Here is a 19,153-nt window from a genome sequence, read left to right as displayed (position 1 = left end):
CAACTGGTTTTATTGACTATTAAGATAACGAGGAACCGAGCATGAGTAGCGGACAAATCGTTCAGATCATTGGCGCGGTTATCGACGTGGAATTTCCACGTGACTCCGTGCCAAAAGTATATGACGCACTGCTGCTTGAAGGTGGCGACACAACTCTGGAAGTCCAGCAGCAGCTGGGTGACGGCGTTGTACGTACCATCGCCATGGGCAGCACCGAAGGCCTCAAGCGTGGCCTGACCGCAACCAACACCAACGCACCTATCTCCGTACCGGTCGGTACCCAGACTCTGGGCCGTATCATGGACGTTCTGGGTCGTCCCATCGACGAGCAGGGCGACATCGGTGAGGAAGAGCGCTGGGCTATCCACCGTAAAGCACCGGGCTATGCGGATCAGTCTGCTTCTGCGGACCTGCTGGAAACCGGTATCAAGGTTATTGACCTGATCTGCCCGTTCGCCAAGGGTGGTAAGGTTGGCCTGTTCGGTGGTGCCGGTGTAGGTAAAACCGTAAACATGATGGAGCTGATCAACAACATCGCGAAAGAGCACTCCGGTCTCTCCGTATTCGCGGGTGTTGGTGAGCGTACCCGGGAAGGTAACGACTTCTACTACGAAATGAAGGAGTCTAACGTTCTGGATAAAGTGGCCATGGTTTACGGCCAGATGAACGAGCCCCCCGGAAACCGTCTGCGTGTCGCTCTGACCGGCCTGACCATGGCTGAGAAGTTCCGTGACGAAGGCCGTGACGTACTGTTGTTCGTTGACAACATCTACCGTTACACCCTGGCGGGTACCGAGGTATCTGCACTGTTGGGCCGTATGCCTTCCGCGGTAGGTTACCAGCCGACCCTGGCCCAGGAGATGGGTGAGCTGCAGGAGCGTATTACCTCCACCAAGACCGGTTCCATCACCTCCATCCAGGCGGTATACGTACCGGCGGACGACCTGACTGACCCGTCTCCGGCGACGACGTTCTCCCACCTGGACGCGACCGTAGTACTGAGCCGTGACATCGCCTCCAAGGGTATCTACCCGGCGATCGATCCGCTGGACTCCACCTCTCGTCAGCTGGACCCGCTGATCATCGGTCAGGAGCACTACGAAGTTGCCCGTGGCGTGCAGACCAACCTGCAGCGTTACAAGGAACTGAAAGACATCATCGCCATCCTGGGTATGGACGAGCTGTCAGAAGAAGACAAGCTGACTGTAGCCCGTGCCCGTAAGATCGAGCGTTTTCTGTCCCAGCCGTTCCACGTTGCTGAAGTATTCACCGGTTCTCCCGGTAAGTACGTGTCCCTGAAGGAGACCATCAGCAGCTTTAAGGGCATCCTCAACGGCGACTATGACGACATGCCTGAGCAGGCGTTCTACATGGTTGGCGGCATCGAGGAAGCGGTCGAGAAAGCGAAGGAAATGAAGAGCAAAGGCGAGTAAAATCAGCCTTAGCACCGATTTTCCGGATCGATCAAAGAGGCAACTGACATGGGTATGACCGTGCATTGTGACGTGGTAAGTGCCGAAACAAAGATCTATTCCGGATTGGTTGAAATGCTGATCGCAGCGGGCTCTGAAGGTGACCTGGGTATTGCCCCGGGTCACACTCCGCTGCTGACAGAGCTGAAGCCAGGTCCTATTCGGATTATCAAGCAGGGCGGTGAAGAAGAGATTCTTTACGTGTCTGGCGGGTATCTGGAAGTTCAGCCCAATCTGGTAACTTTGTTGGCGGACACAGCGGTTCGTGCAAAAGATGTGGACGAAGCGGCTGCACTCGAGGCTCAGAAAGAAGCCGAGAAGGCACTTGCCAACAAAACCGGTGAATTCGAATACTCCCGTGCCGCTGCAGAGTTGGCCGAAGCTGTGGCACAGCTTCGCACCATCCAGCAGCTGCGGAACAAAATGCGCTAAGCGTTTTGATTTCGGAGTAACCGAAGACAAAAGCCGCACCCTGAAACACTGTATTACCGTTTTATCAGCGGACTTTACAGTGGACCAGGAAGCGGCTTTTTTTATTTTGAGAGCAACAGGAAAGACTGGAGGCACGTTTGTCCACCAAGCCCTTACACGTAGTGATTCTGGCAGCCGGCCAGGGTTCGAGAATGAAATCGGCCCTACCGAAGGTACTCCATGCAGTCGCTGGTAAACCCATGCTCCACCATGTGATTGAAACGGCAGAAAAGCTTGGCGCGGACAAGATTCATACGGTAATCGGGCACGGAGCGGAAAAGGTTCGCGAAGCTTCTGACGGACGCAATGTTCACTGGGCCGTTCAGGAAGAGCAGCTGGGTACCGGTCATGCGGTCGCTCAGGTGTTGCCCGAATTGCCGGACAACGCGCGTGTGCTTGTTCTGTATGGCGATGTGCCTCTGATTAAAGAAGAAACTCTGGCCCCGATGGTCGCTACGCTGGATGAACAGACGCTGGGCCTGCTGACGGTCACGCTGGACGATCCCCAGGGTTATGGCCGTATCGTTCGCGATGAATTGGGTAAGGTTGTAGAAATTGTTGAGCAAAAGGATGCCAGCGCTGAGCAACAGGCCATCCAGGAAGTCAATACCGGTATCCTTGCAGTGTCTGCCCGGCATCTCAAATCCTGGCTTCCAAGCCTTTCCAATGCCAATGCCCAGGGCGAATACTACCTCACCGATATCATCGCCATGGCGGTTCAGAATGGCCTTGACGTGTCGGTTTCCCAGCCCGCCAATGAGTTTGAAGTGCAGGGGGTGAATAACCGTCTGCAACTCTCGGAGCTCGAGCGCTGGTATCAGCGCAAAGAAGCGGAGCGGTTAATGACTGAAGGTGCCACCCTGGCTGATCCAACCCGAGTCGATGTGCGGGGCGAACTGACTATTGGCAACGACATCCTGATCGATATCAACGTGGTGTTCGAAGGCCTGGTGGAACTGGGTAACGATGTGTCTATCGGTCCCAACTGTGTCATCAAGGATGCTCGAATCGCCGAGGGCGCCAGCATCAAGGCAAACAGTGTGATCGAAGGTGCCAGCGTTGGCGCCAATGCGGAGATCGGACCGTTTGCCAGGCTCCGTCCGGGTACCGAACTGGCCGCCGGAACCAAGGTCGGTAACTTCGTTGAAACGAAAAAGGCCATTGTGGGTGAGGGCAGCAAGATCAATCACCTCAGTTACGTGGGGGATGCCTCACTGGGTCGTAATGTGAATGTGGGTGCAGGCACCATCACGTGCAATTATGATGGTGTTAACAAGCATCAGACGATCATCGGCGACGGTGTGTTTGTTGGTTCAAACACCTCGCTCGTAGCGCCCGTAGAAGTAGCAACTGACGCGACCATCGGGGCGGGCTCCACCATCACGCGAAATGTGGCTGATGGTGAGCTGGCCGTCGCACGGGGGCGCCAGAAAAATATTTCGGGCTGGGAACGTCCGACCAAAGATTAAACAGGTTCTTAAAGACAGGTGAAAGCAGCATGTGTGGCATTGTAGGGGCAGTTTCGGAAAGGGACGTTCAGGGAATTCTGCTGGAGGGTCTGCGCCGCTTGGAATACCGCGGCTATGATTCTGCTGGCATGGCGGTCGTCGATGGCGAGAATTCCGTCCAGCGTGCCCGGGAAGTGGGCAAGGTTGCCTCCCTTGCGGACGCTGTCGAGTCAAACCCACTAACCGGTCATGTCGGTATTGCCCACACCCGTTGGGCGACCCACGGTGAACCCTCGAAACTCAATGCCCATCCCCACATGTCCGGCGACCGCCTGGCCATAGTCCACAATGGGATCATCGAGAACTACCAGGAACTCCGTGAGGAGCTGAAGGCTGAAGGCTTTGAGTTCACCTCGCAGACCGATACGGAAGTGGTGGTTCACCTCATCGAGAAACACTATCGGCAGCTCGGCAAGGTTTACGACTCTGTAAAAGCAGCCATCAGCCGCCTGCGTGGTGCGTATGCGCTCGCCGTTGTTCATTCTGACGAGCCAGACCATCTGGTGGTTTGTCGTGAGGGCAGCCCGCTGGTGATTGGCGTTGGCATTGGTGAGAATTTTATCGCCTCCGATCAGTTGGCTTTGCTGCCGGTAACAGACCGGTTTATTTTCCTCGAGGAAGGCGATATTGCGGATATCCGTAGGGAAGGCGTGACCATCCACGATCGCGAGGGCACGCCGGTCGAGCGCAAGGTTACGCGATTCGAGCATGGTGCAGACTCTGCCGATAAAGGCGAGTACCGGCATTACATGCTGAAAGAAATTTACGAACAGCCGAAAGTGATCAAGGCCACCATGGAAGGCCGAATCACCGATAGTCGGGTACTGGAACAAGCCCTTGGCACCGAGGCGGCCAACTTGTTGAAGGACGTCAACCACGTCCAGATCATTGCCTGTGGCACCAGTTATCATGCCGGTATGGTCGCTCGTTACTGGATCGAAGAACTGGCTGGGGTTGCCTGTTCTGTCGAAGTGGCTTCTGAATTCCGCTACCGCAAGCATGTCATTCAGAAAGACACGCTGTTCCTCTGTATTTCCCAGTCCGGTGAAACGGCCGATACCCTCGCGGCCCTGCGTCAGGCCAAAAAGGCGGGATTCCGAGCTGCCCTGGCTATCTGCAACGTGCCAGGCAGTTCCCTGGTGCGGGAATCCGATCTGGTCATCATGACGCAGGCCGGGCCGGAAATTGGCGTAGCGTCCACCAAGGCATTCACGACCCAGTTAACAGCCCTGCTGATCTTTACCGTGGCACTGGCCCGTCATAATGGACTCTCTGCCGAGCGGGAGGCGGAAATCGTAAAGGCCATCCACGAGTTGCCCGGACAGGTTGAAAATGTACTGGCTCTGGATGGTGAGATCGCCGAGTTGTCCAAGGCCTTCATGGACAAGCATCACAGCCTTTTCCTGGGGCGGGGCTCCCAGTTCCCGGTTGCCCTTGAAGGGGCTCTGAAGCTAAAGGAGATTTCCTACATTCATGCGGAGGCGTACCCTGCCGGCGAACTGAAGCATGGGCCTCTGGCGCTGGTTGACAACGAAATGCCGGTTGTCACTGTGGCACCGAACAATGAACTGCTGGAAAAGCTCAAGTCCAACCTCGAAGAAGTCAGGGCCCGCGGTGGAGAACTGTTTGTCTTTGCCGACAAGGATGCTGAGGTTCAGGAAGAGGAAAACATCCATGTGATGCAGATTCCTCCTGTGCACGAGATCACGGCGCCGATTGTCTACACCGTCCCGCTTCAGTTGCTGTCCTACCATGTGGCGGTATTGAAAGGTACGGATGTGGATCAGCCACGGAACCTAGCCAAGAGTGTGACGGTAGAATAAGGTCAATCTTCGGTTAGTGCCGAGTTATTTTCCCTCTGAGATTTCGAATCTGTTGCCCGGCAGGGATGGCCGGGCTTAATCAACAAGGAGCGTTGTGATGTTTCAACTGAATACCATCAAAAACAGTTTGCTGGCTTTTGGCCTGTTGTGGGGGACTTCGTCTTCCGCTGCACCACTCTCGAGTCAGGATGTCGAACGATTCTCCCATTGGTAGTTCCCTCGACTACTGGCCAGTGGCTCACCGGTGAAGTGAGCCTCAACCGCCTTCGATCTGGCTGTTTCTGATTGTCTGCGGAGATACCCTGGTCATCCCCGGACCTGATGATGTCTCTTTCACTCTCCAGACCGCTGGACTCACCGATAAAGTCACACACCATTTTCGGATTCCCGGTTCCACTCGACCAGTCCCCAGGGGTTGGGAATCCCTGCCACAAAACTCTCGAACTGATCTTCGACCATACGCCAAACCGCCACAGTTAGAGGTCCCCTTCCTACAGTGCTCATGCATCAGCTGTGTGCGTGACGGTTTGACAGTGAACTGCGAGCTTGTGTGTTTATTTTGTAGTGACTTGTACTAACCGGATCTCTACCTATGGAAACTATCTGCTATGATGCGCGCGCCTGTTTAACTACCCACTAGTGATTTCGTCATGCCATCCACCGTTCTGGGCGGGTTTACCGCTAATTTTCTGGGCAATGCCCCCGGCTGGTACAAACAGCTGATCATCCTTTTTCTTATTATTAACCCGCTGGTTGTCTGGACCCTTGGCCCTGGTGTTGCCGGTTGGGTGCTCGTTGGCGAGTTCATCTTCACCCTCGCCATGGCACTGAAGTGCTATCCGCTATTGCCCGGTGGACTGCTGGCCGTTGAATCCCTGCTGATCGGCATGACCTCTCCGGATGCGGTGTATCACGAGGTGCTGGCCAACTTCCCGGTTATCCTGCTGCTGATGTTCATGGTGGCGGGTATCTACTTTATGAAAGACCTGTTGCTGGTCACGTTTACCCAGATTCTGGTGGGTGTCCGTTCCAAGTCGGCGTTGTCGCTGTTGTTCTGTACCGCGGCGGCAGTCCTGTCAGCGTTCCTGGACGCCCTGACGGTAACAGCGGTGATCATCAGTGTGGCGGTGGGTTTCTATTCCGTTTACCACAAGGTGGCTTCCGGCAAGGGGTATCACCACAACGACCACAATGCACAGAGCGATGAGCATGTGATTGAGCTGCACCGTGAAGACCTGGAGAACTTCCGGGCTTTCCTCCGCAGCCTGCTGATGCACGGTGCTATTGGTACCGCCCTGGGTGGTGTTGCCACCATGGTGGGCGAGCCCCAGAACCTGTTGATTGCCAAAGTGGTTGGCTGGAACTTTGCTGATTTCTTCCAGGCCATGCTGCCGGTCAGTTTCCCGGTATTGCTGGCCGGCCTGGCAACCTGCTGGGCGTTGGAAAAGCTTCGCTGGTTTGGCTATGGCACCCGTTTACCGAAGCCGGTCCGCCGAGTACTCGAAGAGTTTGCTGAAAACGAGCGCACCAAGCGCACCAAGGCGGATCAGGCAGCCCTCTGGGTCCAGGCCCTGGCGGCTGTGGTACTGGTTATTGGTCTTGCCTTCCATCTGGCAGAAGTGGGTCTGATCGGCCTGCTGGTCATTATCCTGATTACCTCGTTCACCGGGGTGACCGACGAGCACCAGATTGGTAAGGCGTTCCAGGAGTCATTGCCGTTCACCTCCCTGTTGGTGGTGTTCTTCGCCATCGTAGCCGTGATCCACGAACAGCACCTGTTCAAGCCAATCATCGATCTGGTGCTGAGTCTGCCGGAAGATGTTCAGCCGGGCTGGTTCTTTATTGCCAACGGCGTGCTGTCGATGATCAGTGACAACGTGTTCGTCGCGACGGTGTATATCAGCGAAGTGAAGCAGGCACTGGAAGCGGGAGTTATCAGCGAGCAGCATTTCCGTAACCTGGCGGTGGCGATCAACACCGGAACCAATCTGCCGAGCGTGGCGACGCCAAATGGTCAGGCGGCCTTCCTGTTCCTGCTCACATCGGCAATTGCACCCCTGGTTCGGTTGTCCTACGGCCGGATGGTGGTCATGGCATTTCCCTACACCCTGGTGATGGGCGGCGTTGGCCTGTTTGCGGTGGTGAGCCAGATCTGACGTCGAAGCTCACAGTTTTCAGCGGTTATTGGTGCACAAAAATTCAAGTCTGGTACTCTTGGTCGCATCCAATAACAACCAGATGTTCATGAATAACCGCTGTAACTTCTCTCCTCTGCGGAAGTCTTTCCGGCACTTTATTCTGTGCTTGGGATTGTTCGCCTCCCTTATCTCGGGCACCGCATTGGCTGCTCAAGCGGGAGGTAATTCCAAATTGCTCCGCATTGCCTATGTGGAGTTTCCGCCTCTCACCTATCGTTCTCCGCAAGGAGAACCGGCTGGAATTTTTATCAACATTACCCGGCGCTTGGTAGAGCAAGCGGGTTACGTTCCGGAATTTGTTTATCTGCCCACATCCCGTGCCTATCTCTACCTGAAAAATGGCGAGATTGATGTCTGGCCTGGGATGACCAACATCCCCAGCCTAAAAGGGCAAATCCTTGAAAGCTGGGCAAGTCCATTCAGTTTTTTTCTCTGTGCGTGGAGCTTGAGCAATAACGAACCGTTGACCCACTTTGATGAACTAAAGGGTAAAACGGTCATAGTGATTTCTGGATATACCTATAACGGGTTGCTTGGATGGCTTAAGGCGGCTGAAGGTATCCGGGTTACCGAAGCGCCGAATCACAGAGCGGCTGTTGAGATGCTCAAGTTGAAAAGAGGCGATTACCTGCTGGATTACCGTTCACCTGTCCGCGACATACTGTCAGAGGAGGAGAAGCAACTGTTCACTGAAGTGCACGTGCGGCGAAGAAGCGGGGCCTGGTTGTTCTCACTGGCCAACCCCCGTGCTGCCATCCTGCGTGAGGTATTCGATGATGCCTACATGCAGCTGTTTGAACAGGGGGTGGTACCTCCCGTGCAAGACAAAAGTCCGGGACCGGTCATGCCCGGATTCCCGGAGCAGTTTCTGTAACACGTAATCCCGAATTCCCGGTTTCCGAAAGGAACTTCTGCTGCTGAGCGTTTGGCGCGTTCCACGAATCCCGCTTTTTCTTCTTAAAACTCTACCGCGACATAAATCCTGGCCGGGTAGTCCGGCCACAAGCCCCACGTTATTAAACTGATTGTCACAGTTGTCGGAAAGATTTGAGGCGTCTGGGCTGAGGATTTCATTCCAGAGCAACGACAGTGAAGGAAAAATCGTGCGTAAACACTTGGAAAATATATAAAAATCATGTGTGTATTTAAAGTAAACATATGTTTACACAATTAACAAAGTTTAAGGAGTATCGGCAGGCCATACTGAACTTGGTTCAGTGGAAGAATGGTTTATGTCCAACAGCGTACTAACACCGGCAAGGCATGCAGATAAACGCTCCGAAGAGCGGAAGACTCCTGAGTTTGTCGAGGCTCCAGCCTTTGATCGGGTGCCGGCGAATTCCAGCCCCCGTGTAGACGGGAACCCAAGTGCCAACAAGGTTTCGGCTGAATTGGCCCGTAAATGGCTAGCTTGGCAGTGCCGGATGGTGACAGGCCTTATCCGCGGCGCACTCTACTTGCCGGAAAACTCCAAGCGTCTGGGTGCGGCTGTTTCCTGGTGGCCCGAGAAGGGTGAGGGGGAATCTCTTCTGGTGGATGCCGCTGCCCAGGCACTGGCGGGCAATCGAAGCGTGGTTCGCTCCCAGCAGCATTACGGGCCAGACAAACAGCGGGTTTGTGAATTAATCGCCACTCCGTTCTTTGTTGATAATAAGCCGGTAGCCGTCGTCGCAGTTCTGATCTCGCCTCGCTCTGTGGCCCAACAGAAAGCAGTATTGCAGTTGCTCCAGTGGGGTGGCCTGTGGATGAAAACGCTGGTGCAGCAGCATTCAATCGCACAGCGAGAAGCAGGTACTTTTGCCTTAAGGGCGATGACCGCTATTCTCCGACATCCCTCCTCCCATACAGCGGCGATTGAGACAGTCAATCAGCTCGCGAATCAATTCCGCTGCGAACGAGTCAGTATCGGTTTTCGTCAGGGGCTGCCTGTCCGCCTTCAGGCGATGTCTCATATGGCCAGCTTTGATCCACGGACCCAGATGGTGCGAAGAACAGAAGCGGCCATGGAAGAGGCTGTGGACCAAGGCATTGCCATGATATGGCCCACCATTCCGGGTCAGAACTCGGTGGTCTCCAGGGCCCATGCCGAATTGGCGAATCAGCCGCAAAGTGTCGCTGTTTGCACAATCCCGTTACGAGGGCGATCAAAGGTTATCGGGGCTGTGACGCTGGAACGCGATCTGAAGGACCCCTTTGACGAGGAAACGGTCGCTTTGTGTCAGTCCCTGGTCGCTGTCGTCGGCCCCGCGTTGGAGTCGAAAATTCAGGATGAGCGTTCCTTCTGGTTGAAAGGCATTGAAGCATTCAAGGAATCAGCCGCAAGTGTCTTTGGCACATCATTCATGAGGTTAAAGGTGGTGATGCTGACGGCACTGGTGTTGTTCGGTGCCTTGTCATTGGTGGACGGAACTTACGAGATGACTTCGCCGGCCAGCATCGAAGGTGCCGTTCGTCAGGTCCTGGTGTCGCCACAAGACGGCTATGTGAAAAGCGCTGGGGTCCGGGCGGGTGATGTGGTCACGGAAGGCCAGTCGATAGCCTTGCTGGATGATCGCGATCTGCAGCTTGAACGTCAAAAATGGCAGAGCGAGTACAACAAACTCCAAACCGAGTATCAGGAAGCGCTGGCCGAGAGCGAGCGGGTTACGCTCAGTGTCTTGCGTGCCCAGCTTGACCAGGTGAACGCTGAAATCCAACTGGTCGAAGAGCGGATAAAACGAACACAACTGCGCGCGCCTTTCGATGGTGTCGTGGTCACTGGTGACTTGAGCCAATCGGTCGGGGCGCCGGTTGAGACTGGCGAGGTGCTGTATGAAGTTGCGCCGCTGGAGAGTTATCGAGTGGTGTTGGAAGTGGATGAGCGGGATATGGCGGGCGTGGAAAAAGGCAAGACGGGGCGTCTGATCATCTCGGCGCTACCTGAAACCACCTTTGACCTTGTCATTGATCAAGTCGTGCCGGTAGCGGTCTCCAGTGATTCACGAAACTTTTTCCGGGTCGAAGCCTCGCTGGAACAGCCTGCACCTATGCTGCGCCCGGGAATGCGGGGTGTGGCCAAGGTGGATATGGGACAACGCAGTTTGCTGTGGATCTGGACTCACTCGATCGTTGATCGAGTCCGTCTCTGGTTCTGGGCGGCCTGAGGGGAGAACGACAAATGACCGTGGCATCCCAAAATCCCCATTGGCCTTTACTTGCCGGGTTGCGGCCCAGGCTGCGTCAGCACGTAAGAACCCACTCCCAGCAATACCGTGGTGAACGCTGGTACCTGTTGCGCGATCAATCCAACAGTCGTCATCTCCGTTTCAGCGCACCGGCTTATGAGTTTGTTGGTCGACTCGACGGCGAACTCACGGTGGAAGAAATCCACCACAGGATAAGGATCGTTCTGGGTGAGGATGCGCCGACCCAGGATGACATCGTGCTGATTCTGACGCAGTTGTTCGCGATGGATCTTCTGCGCAGTGAATTGCCGGCCGAGGCCAAGGAATTCTTTAACCGTTTTCAGGATGAGCGCCGTCTTCGCAGGCAACGAGCCTTCATGAACCCCTTGGCGATCCGGATTCCGTTGCTGGATCCCGACACGATTCTGAATCGCCTCATGCCGTGGATTCGCCCGGTGTTTTCCAGAGCCGGAGTGGTCGTCTGGATACTCCTGGTTGGTTTAGCTGGCCTTCTGGGTCTGACAAATATTCCCGAAATCAGCGCATCGGTAAACCGGGATATCCTGTTACCGGCCAACCTTGTTCTGATGCTGCTGACCTTTGTGGTTATCAAAATAGTGCATGAGTTTGCCCACGCCTTTACGGTGAAAATGTGGGGGGGCGAAGTGCATGAAATGGGGATAACACTTCTGGTTTTTGCGCCGGTGCCGTATGTGGACGCCTCTGCAGCGTGGGAGATACGTGACAAGTACAAACGGGCACTGGTCGGCGCGGTAGGTGTACTGGTCGAGTTATTCATCGCTGCACTGGCGCTGTTCGTATGGCTGGCCGTTGAGCCTGGTCTGGTGCGCGACGTCGCGTTCAACGCAATGTTGATTGGTACTGTCTCGACCCTTCTGTTCAACGCCAACCCGCTGTTGCGATTCGATGGTTATTACGTACTGCAGGATCTGGCTGAAATTCCCAATCTCTATGCCCGCTCAAGCCGCTACTACCTGTATCTGATTCAGCGTTATCTGTTTGGTATTGAATCCGCTCGTTCCCCAGTGACGGCCGCCGGCGAGTCAGTCTGGTTTGCTGTGTATGGGCTGGCGGCCTTTATCTATCGGTTGTTCATTCTTGCCGTCATCGTGCTGTTTCTGGTGGAAGAATACCTGTTTATCGGGGTTGCCCTGGGCGCCTGGGCGATGGGGACGCAAATTGTTCTGCCGCTCTATCGTGGTACCCGTTTTCTGATCGAAGGGCCGTCGCTGGCGGGTCGGCGTAAACGGGCTACGGGAGTTTCCGCACTAACGATCGGTGGTGTGAGCGCCATTCTGTTACTCGTGCCGGTATCACTCACCAGTCAGGCACAAGGCGTTGTCTGGGTTACCGAGCAGGCCCTGGTCTATAGCGGTGCAGAAGGGTTGGTGGAAGAGGTGTTGGTGGAACCCGGAACGCCTGTCGAGGCCAATACACCTCTGGTTCGCATGAGCGCCTTTTCACTGGAAGCTCAAATTTCAAAACTGGATGCGCGCCGCCGGGAGTTGGAAATTCGCATTGCCGCCGAGCGTTTGAATCAGCGCGTGAAATCGAAATTGCTTGATTCAGAGCTTCGTTGGGTTGAAGCCGAGCTGGCGATGCTGAAAACACAGCAGGACTCCCTGATCGTGCGTAGCCAGGTCGCCGGTGTGTTTGTGCTGCCTGACGAAAGTAGGTTCGTCGGACGTCACCTGCGAAAAGGTGAGCTGATCGGTTATGTGATCAGCCCGGAGCGCCTGATCGTGAGGGCGGTCGTGCCGCAATCGAAGATAGGCCTGGTGCGAGAAAAGGTCTCGCAAGTTGAGGTCCGGGTTGCCGAACGGTTGAGTGAGACGGTGCAGGTTCATGTCAGTCGAGAGACGCCGGCCGGCAGCACGGTGTTGCCCAGCAGAGCCCTGGGTACTGCCGGCGGCGGGGCCATCGCGGTAAAGAAGACCGATAGCGGGGGAACCTCTGCCGCAGAAGAGGTGTTTCATGTAGATCTGTCATTGCCCGAGGGTTTCAATGTGGCCGGGGTGGGAGAGCGCGCCTACGTGCGCTTTGATCATGGCGCTGAGCCTCTGGCCAGCCAATGGTTGCGCAGTGGTCGCCAGCTGCTGTTGAGCAGGCTCGATTTCTGACCCTACAAGTATTCAGCAGGAGAGAATAAGAATGAAAATAAAAGCACGGGTCTCGCTCCTGTTCGCTCTGATAACGAATGCAGTCGTCAGCGTTCAGGCAAACGAGCATCCACGGGAAGAAGCTGGTCACGCCATTCCCATCCAGGACTGTGTCATGCAGCCCAGTGAAATTGTCGATGTGGGCAGCGCCATACCCGGCGTTGTTGATGCCATCCACGTTTATCGCAGTGACCGGGTAGAAAAAGGCACCGTCATTGTCGAGCTTGAATCGAGTGTGGAACGGGCCTCTCTGGAGCTGGCCCGGATTCGAGCCGGTATGGATACGGCCATAGAGTTACACCAGGAACGTGCCGAATTTGGTTCGCTGACTGAAAAGCGTATGCGGGAACTGTTACGTAAATCCGCCATCTCCCAGCACGATGTGGATCAGTCGAAAACCGAAGCGCGCATTGCGGAACTGCAGGTCAGGCAACAGCAGGATGAGAAGGCCCTTGCAGAGCTTGAATATCACCGGGCAAAAATGATCCTGATGCAGCGCAGTATCCGCAGCCCCGTCGCGGGCGTGGTCATGGAACGCTTCAAATCGGTGGGTGAGTTTGTGGAAAACGATCCTCTGGTTCGTGTTGCTCAATTAGATCCCCTGCATGTGGAGGTCATCGTGCCGGTGGATTATTGGGAGCAGATCTCGCCGGGTATGGAGGCGGAGGTGAGCACGGGCTATGGGACCTCAGCCGAATACCGTGCAACGGTTGAGCGAGTCGATCGTGTTGCTGATGCTGCCAGCGGCACCTTCGGTGTTCGCTTAAGCCTGCCCAATCCCGATTATCAAATCCCTGCCGGCCTACGGTGTCAGTTGAGCTTTTTACCGCCGTCTCTGGATGAGCCCGAACAGGTTGCCGAGGCTGCGGAGAGTGGGGCTCCCGTCGAGGTCGCTGACGAGTATCCGCCAGAAAGCTGTTACAGCATCGGCCCCGTCGAAGACGAAGCCACTGCTCAAGGGCTTGCCGAAAGGCTTGAACAAGCAACAGAAAAGTTGCAGTTACGCTCGGTCAGTAACAACGTAACGGCAGGCTATCAGGTGCTCGCGGTGGAGCCCTCCAACTCTCAGGACGCTGACGAATTACTGGCCCGCCTTGATCAAGCAGGCATTACCGACCGATTCGTTCTGGCCGGGGGCGAGCATAAGGGCCGTGTAGGTCTGGGGTACTTTAGTAAGCGAGCGTTCGCAGAGAAACGTCAGGATGCGCTTGGTCTGTTGGGCTTCGAAACGGAGCTTCTGCCGGACAGAAAAGACGTCCAGGAATATTGGCTGGAAATGGCTGTGTCCGGCAAAACCGATCTATCCGACCAGTTACAAAATACGGTCGCAGCCCTTGATTCGACAGCCACCTTCAAGCCGATGGCTTGTTACCCGGAATTGGCCGAGCGCTGAGTTCAGTGTTGACGGAAAGGGGTCTCAGATGGAGTTAGGCACCTGATGGATAAAAAACAAAAAAAACGCGGCGCCCCACTCATCGAGGCTCTTGAGCCACGGATGCTGTTCTCGGCGGATATGTTTGCCGGGGCCGCTGATAATCCGGCTACCGACGATTCCCTGGCCACGTTGCTGGACGACACGGCCGCAGTGCTTGAAAAACAGCGTGCCCAGCTGGCAAAAGAACAGACCCAAAGCGAACCCTCGGAGCTAAGCCCCCAGGATCAAGAAGTAACTTCGCCTGCGACGGAGACCTCTGTTCGTACCGAGTTGGTCTTTGTGGATACCGATACGCCCGACTACCAGCAACTGGTCGATGGCATGCTCTCTGAGAGCGATGACGATCGCCGGTTGGAAGTCATCCTGCTCGACAATAACCGCGATGGCATCGAACAGATAACCGCAACGTTGCAGGATTATCAGGCGGTAGACGCCATCCACATTATTTCTCACGGTTCTGATGGCGCCGTTGATCTGGGCAGCGGTCAGCTCAGTAACGAGAATCTGCTTTCCTATCAAGGCCAGCTGCAATCCTGGGCAGAGTACCTGGATTCCGACGCAGACATTCTTTTCTATGGCTGTGACCTGGCAGCGTCCGAGTCCGGTAAAGGCCTGATCAATGAAATCAGCGAATTGACCCAGGCCGACGTTGCGGCCTCCGATGACTTGACCGGTCACCAAAGCCTTGGCGGCGACTGGGATCTGGAATATCAGGCCGGTGACATCGAAGCGACCGTCGCCATCAGCGAAAGTCAGCAGAGCCAGTGGCAGAACATTCTGCCGACATTGAACGGTGCGAACGATTTACAAACCATTGACGAAGACCCGGTCAGTAATAACGGCACCCTGGTTACCGACCTCATCGCGGGCCAGATCACCCATCCCCCCGGCCCCGGCGGTGGGGTTGATGGCATCGCAGTCATTGCCGTCGACGACAGCAACGGTACCTGGGAGTACACCACCGACGGCGGCACCAACTGGATCGCCTTTGGCGCGGTAGACAGTTCAGCGGCTCGTCTGCTGGCAGCCGACGCCAACACCTCGGTGCGCTTCGTGCCAGATGCGGACTGGAACGGTACGGTTACCGACGGCATCACCTTTCAAGCCTGGGATCAGACCTCCGGCACGGCCGGTGGCACGATGGATTTGAGCACCACCTTTGTCCTGGATTCCTTTGAGAACGGCTATAGCGGCAACAATGGCAGTGTCAACTGGAGTGACTCTTGGCAGACTACTGGCGCCAATATCTCCATTAGCAGCGCGGGCTCGGTGGTCGATGGTTCGTACCTGCAGATTGGCCTGAACAATGGTACCTCCATTGAGCGCGAGGTCGATCTAAGCGGAGCGACCTCGGCAACGTTGAGTTTTACCTATGAGGAGAGCTACAACGTCGAAACCGGCACGGTTATCCTTGAGATATTCGACGGCGCCAACTGGAACCCACTGCAGACATACTACATCAATCAAGACAACTACGTGGGAAACGTGGGGTCTTTCGAATCCTTTGATATCAGCGCCTATGCTGCGGCCAACACGACGATCCGCTTTAAAGTAGACGCACCGGCAACCGGTGCACTGATGTACATCGACGATGTCAGGATCGATTTTACCACCTCCGGGACCGCCGGAAGCTCCGCGTTCAGCGCCGAGTCAGCCAGTAGCAGTGTCACCGTGAACCCGGTCAACGATGCCCCCATCGACCTGACAACCACATCCAACACTCAGGGCGGGATCAGCCTCAATGAGGACGGTGGTAACGATACGTATCTTGTCGCCGACAGTGGACTGCCAAGCCCGCTTAGCCAGTTCACGGTAGAGGTGCAGTTTGAAGGCAAGAACACCTCTCCCGATCACGAGACGGCTTTTATTTCCTACAACACGGGATCCGGGGATGTGCTCAGCATCCAAACGGTGTCATCAACGGACACGAATAACCCGAACGCGCTTGAGCTCGATATCGGCACCGGTACTCCAGTGTATTCGGATGCTATTGATTACAACGCGGCCCTGATGGATGGGCAGAGCCACACCCTGTCTGTGAGCTGGGACAACACCGCCGGAGACTGGAGCGTATACATCGATGGCGTGTTGGTAGACAGCGGCACCGGATTATCGGCAGGCGATACGATTCCGACGGGCGGAACCTTGATGTTCGGTCAGGAGCAGGACGGCGCCGGCGGCAGCGGCAGTTTGGATCCGCTCCAGCACTTTAACGGCACGCTGTATGATGTTCGGCTCTTCGATGATGTGCGCACAGCCACGGAAGTGGCGACGCACTACTCCGAGACGCTGCCCAGTAACGAACCTGGCCTGGTTGCGAACTGGATATTCGACAATCTGTCCGACAGTGGCGGGGTCATCGATAGCGTCGGCGGTAACAACCTGACCGTGGGGCACGCCAGCGGCGCAGGGTTCACACCGAGCAACCCGGAACTGATCCTTTCCGTGCTGGATACTGATGTCAACGGAACCGTGGTCGGTACGCTGTCGACCATTGATCCAGACATTGGTGACAGCTTTACTTACACGCTTCTCGATAACGCCGGTGGCCGTTTCGACATTGATCCGGTCAGCGGAGAGATCACGGTTCTGGATGCCTCCCTGATCGATTACCAGACCGCGACATCACATGCCATTACGGTCCAGGTCACTGATTCAGGTGGGCTGACCTACAGTGAAATCTTCACTATTGAAGTCGTTGACGACACCAATGCCGCGCCTACCGGTTCCGCCCTGGAAGATACGGCGCTGTCATATACGGAGAATGATGGAGCGGTCGCGATCACTTCCACGCTGGCTATCACCGATGCAGATGACACGAACATTCAATCGGCCGTCGTGCAAATTACCGCAGGATACATCAGTGGCGAAGACGTCCTTGGTTTCACGGATCAAAACGGCATTACCGGTTCCTTCGACGCTGCCACTGGAACCTTGACGCTGACCGGCAGTGCCACGTTGGGGCAATATGAAACGGCACTCCGCTCAATCACCTATAACAACACCAGCGAGAATCCGGACACAACGACTCGTACGGTAAGCTTCACCGTCAATGATGGTAATGCCAACAGCAATACCCAGGCGCGTGATATCGCCATCACGTCGGTCAATGATGCGCCGACGGTGGGCACCAATGCGGCAGCAACAGTGGCCGAGGGTGGCCAGGTAACCATCACCTCGGCGATGCTTAGCGGAGCTGATCCCGACGATGCGGGGGCCGAACTGACTTATACGGTCACCAGCGGGCCGACCAATGGCCAACTGGAACTGACGACCAATCCCGGCGTGGCGATCTCCTCGTTTACTCAGGATGACATCGACAACAACCGCCTGATCTTCGTCCACGATGGATCGCAGGTGACCACGGACGCGTTTGGTTTCTCCCTGGCCGATGGTGGTGAAGACGGAGCGGCGTCAGCCACGGATACGTTCAATTTCAACGTGACCAACGTCAACGACGCACCGACGGCGGCGAACAATACCATCACGACCAACGAAGACACCGTCTATACCTTTACGACAGCTGATTTTAAATTCAGTGACATCGACGGCGATGCACTGGCCAGCGTTCAGATTACTTCTTTAGAAAGTGCCGGATCTTTGCAGCTCAACGGTGTGGACGTCACCCTGAACCAGGTGATCACGAAGGCCGATATCGATGCGGGTAACCTGACTTTTACCCCGGTGGCTGATGCCAACGGTACCGGCTACGACAGCTTCGGTTTTTCTGTTAACGATGGCACGGCCGATTCGGCCTCAAGTTACACCATGACCGTGGACGTCATGGCACAAAACGATGCACCGACCACCTCGCCGGTCACGCTGGCACCGATTGCTGAAGACAGCGGTGCGCGCACCATCACCCAGGCCGAGTTGCTGGGCAATGCCAGTGATGCCGACGGCGATTCGCTCACCGCAACCGGGCTGGCCATCACCAGTGGCAATGGTCTTCTGACCGACAACGGTGACGGCACCTGGACCTACACCCCGGCCCCCAACGACGATACCTCGGTCAGCTTCAGCTACAGCATCACCGATGGGTCCGCCACCGTCGCCGGCAGTGCCACACTGGACATCACCCCGGTCAACGATGCACCGGTGAACACGGTCCCCGGTGCTCAAACGGTCAATGAAGATACGTCTCTGGCCATCAGCGGCATCAGTGTCACCGACGCCGATAATAATCTCTCCACCGTTCAGTTGACCGTCAACAATGGCACCGTGAATGTCACCCTGTCCGGCGCGGCCACGATCTCGGCAGGAGCCAACGACTCGGGTGACCTGACGCTCTCTGGTTCCTTGGCTGACATCAACGCCACCCTGGCATCACTGGCGTACCAGGGCAATCTCGACGTCAATGGCAGCGACACGCTGACGGTCCTGTCCACGGACAGCAACGGCGCGTCCGATAGCGATACCGTGGCCATCACCGTCAACCCGATCAACGACACGGCAGTGTTCAGCGGCGATACCTCGGGCAGTGGCGATGAAGACACGGTGATCAGTGGCAGCCTGAGTGTCGCGGATACCGCCGATGGCATGACCAGCCCGAATTACACGGTCACCACCGACGGTGTGAATGGCACGGCCAGCATTGATGCCGCCGGCAACTGGACCTACACGCCCTCCGCCAACTGGAGCGGCAGTGACAGCTTCACGGTCTCCGTGACCGATGACGACGGTCATGTCGAGAGCCAGGTGATCAGCGTCACCGTCAACCCGGTGGGCGACCTGACGGCCCAGGACGACAGCTTCGGTGTGGACGAAGACACCCCCCTGAGCGGCACGGTCGCGGACAATGACAGCACCACCAGTGGTGGGACGCTGAGCTATGCGCTGGCCACCGACGTCAGCAACGGCAGCCTGACGCTCAACACCGACGGCAGCTTCACCTACACGCCG

Annotated in this window: 10 protein-coding genes; all 10 read left to right on the top strand. The window is 56.1% G+C overall.

Annotation, left to right across the window (positions count from 1 at the left end; translation table 11 throughout):
* Positions 1 to 41: 41 nt before the first annotated feature.
* Complete coding sequence (gene atpD / locus QVZ43_RS06450) at positions 42 to 1,433, top strand: F0F1 ATP synthase subunit beta (RefSeq protein WP_223795051.1); 1,392 nt, start codon at positions 42 to 44, stop codon at positions 1,431 to 1,433.
* Positions 1,434 to 1,481: 48 nt separating this feature from the next.
* Positions 1,482 to 1,904, top strand: a complete 423-nt coding sequence (locus QVZ43_RS06445) for a F0F1 ATP synthase subunit epsilon (protein WP_117618963.1) — start codon at positions 1,482 to 1,484, stop codon at positions 1,902 to 1,904.
* Positions 1,905 to 2,041: 137 nt separating this feature from the next.
* On the top strand, positions 2,042 to 3,412 hold the full coding sequence (glmU, locus tag QVZ43_RS06440; protein WP_302909293.1) for a bifunctional UDP-N-acetylglucosamine diphosphorylase/glucosamine-1-phosphate N-acetyltransferase GlmU: 1,371 nt from the start codon (positions 2,042 to 2,044) through the stop codon (positions 3,410 to 3,412).
* Between the two features lie 29 nt (positions 3,413 to 3,441).
* Complete coding sequence (gene glmS / locus QVZ43_RS06435; protein WP_223795049.1) at positions 3,442 to 5,274, top strand: glutamine--fructose-6-phosphate transaminase (isomerizing); 1,833 nt, start codon at positions 3,442 to 3,444, stop codon at positions 5,272 to 5,274.
* Between the two features lie 650 nt (positions 5,275 to 5,924).
* Positions 5,925 to 7,430: a sodium/proton antiporter NhaB gene (gene nhaB, locus QVZ43_RS06430; RefSeq protein ID WP_302909292.1), complete on the top strand. Its 1,506-nt coding sequence runs from the start codon at positions 5,925 to 5,927 to the stop codon at positions 7,428 to 7,430.
* Between the two features lie 214 nt (positions 7,431 to 7,644).
* Positions 7,645 to 8,346: a substrate-binding periplasmic protein gene (locus QVZ43_RS06425; RefSeq protein ID WP_302909291.1), complete on the top strand. Its 702-nt coding sequence runs from the start codon at positions 7,645 to 7,647 to the stop codon at positions 8,344 to 8,346.
* 358 nt (positions 8,347 to 8,704) lie between these two features.
* Positions 8,705 to 10,615 (top strand): GAF domain-containing protein, encoded by a 1,911-nt coding sequence (locus QVZ43_RS06420; protein ID WP_302909290.1) that lies wholly within the window; start codon positions 8,705 to 8,707, stop codon positions 10,613 to 10,615.
* 14 nt (positions 10,616 to 10,629) lie between these two features.
* On the top strand, positions 10,630 to 12,777 hold the full coding sequence (locus QVZ43_RS06415; RefSeq protein WP_302909289.1) for a hypothetical protein: 2,148 nt from the start codon (positions 10,630 to 10,632) through the stop codon (positions 12,775 to 12,777).
* Between the two features lie 31 nt (positions 12,778 to 12,808).
* Positions 12,809 to 14,209 (top strand): efflux RND transporter periplasmic adaptor subunit, encoded by a 1,401-nt coding sequence (locus tag QVZ43_RS06410; RefSeq protein ID WP_223795042.1) that lies wholly within the window; start codon positions 12,809 to 12,811, stop codon positions 14,207 to 14,209.
* A gap of 45 nt (positions 14,210 to 14,254) precedes the next feature.
* The coding region (locus tag QVZ43_RS06405) for a DUF4347 domain-containing protein (RefSeq protein ID WP_302909288.1) at positions 14,255 to 19,153 on the top strand (4,899 nt) is incomplete at its 3' end.

The organism is Marinobacter suaedae (assembly GCF_030519635.1).
Taxonomy (GTDB): domain Bacteria; phylum Pseudomonadota; class Gammaproteobacteria; order Pseudomonadales; family Oleiphilaceae; genus Marinobacter; species Marinobacter suaedae.
This window is presented reverse-complemented; position numbering and strand designations above follow the sequence as displayed.

What these genes read in the sequence shown, in the direction of transcription:
- glmS (WP_223795049.1), top strand. Translation starts at nt 3,442, where the DNA reads ATGTGTGGCATTGTAGGGGCAGTTTCGGAAAGGGACGTTCAGGGAATT.
- QVZ43_RS06420 (WP_302909290.1), top strand. Translation starts at nt 8,705, where the DNA reads ATGTCCAACAGCGTACTAACACCGGCAAGGCATGCAGATAAACGCTCC.
- nhaB (WP_302909292.1), top strand. Translation starts at nt 5,925, where the DNA reads ATGCCATCCACCGTTCTGGGCGGGTTTACCGCTAATTTTCTGGGCAAT.
- QVZ43_RS06445 (WP_117618963.1), top strand. Translation starts at nt 1,482, where the DNA reads ATGGGTATGACCGTGCATTGTGACGTGGTAAGTGCCGAAACAAAGATC.
- QVZ43_RS06410 (WP_223795042.1), top strand. Translation starts at nt 12,809, where the DNA reads ATGAAAATAAAAGCACGGGTCTCGCTCCTGTTCGCTCTGATAACGAAT.
- QVZ43_RS06415 (WP_302909289.1), top strand. Translation starts at nt 10,630, where the DNA reads ATGACCGTGGCATCCCAAAATCCCCATTGGCCTTTACTTGCCGGGTTG.
- atpD (WP_223795051.1), top strand. Translation starts at nt 42, where the DNA reads ATGAGTAGCGGACAAATCGTTCAGATCATTGGCGCGGTTATCGACGTG.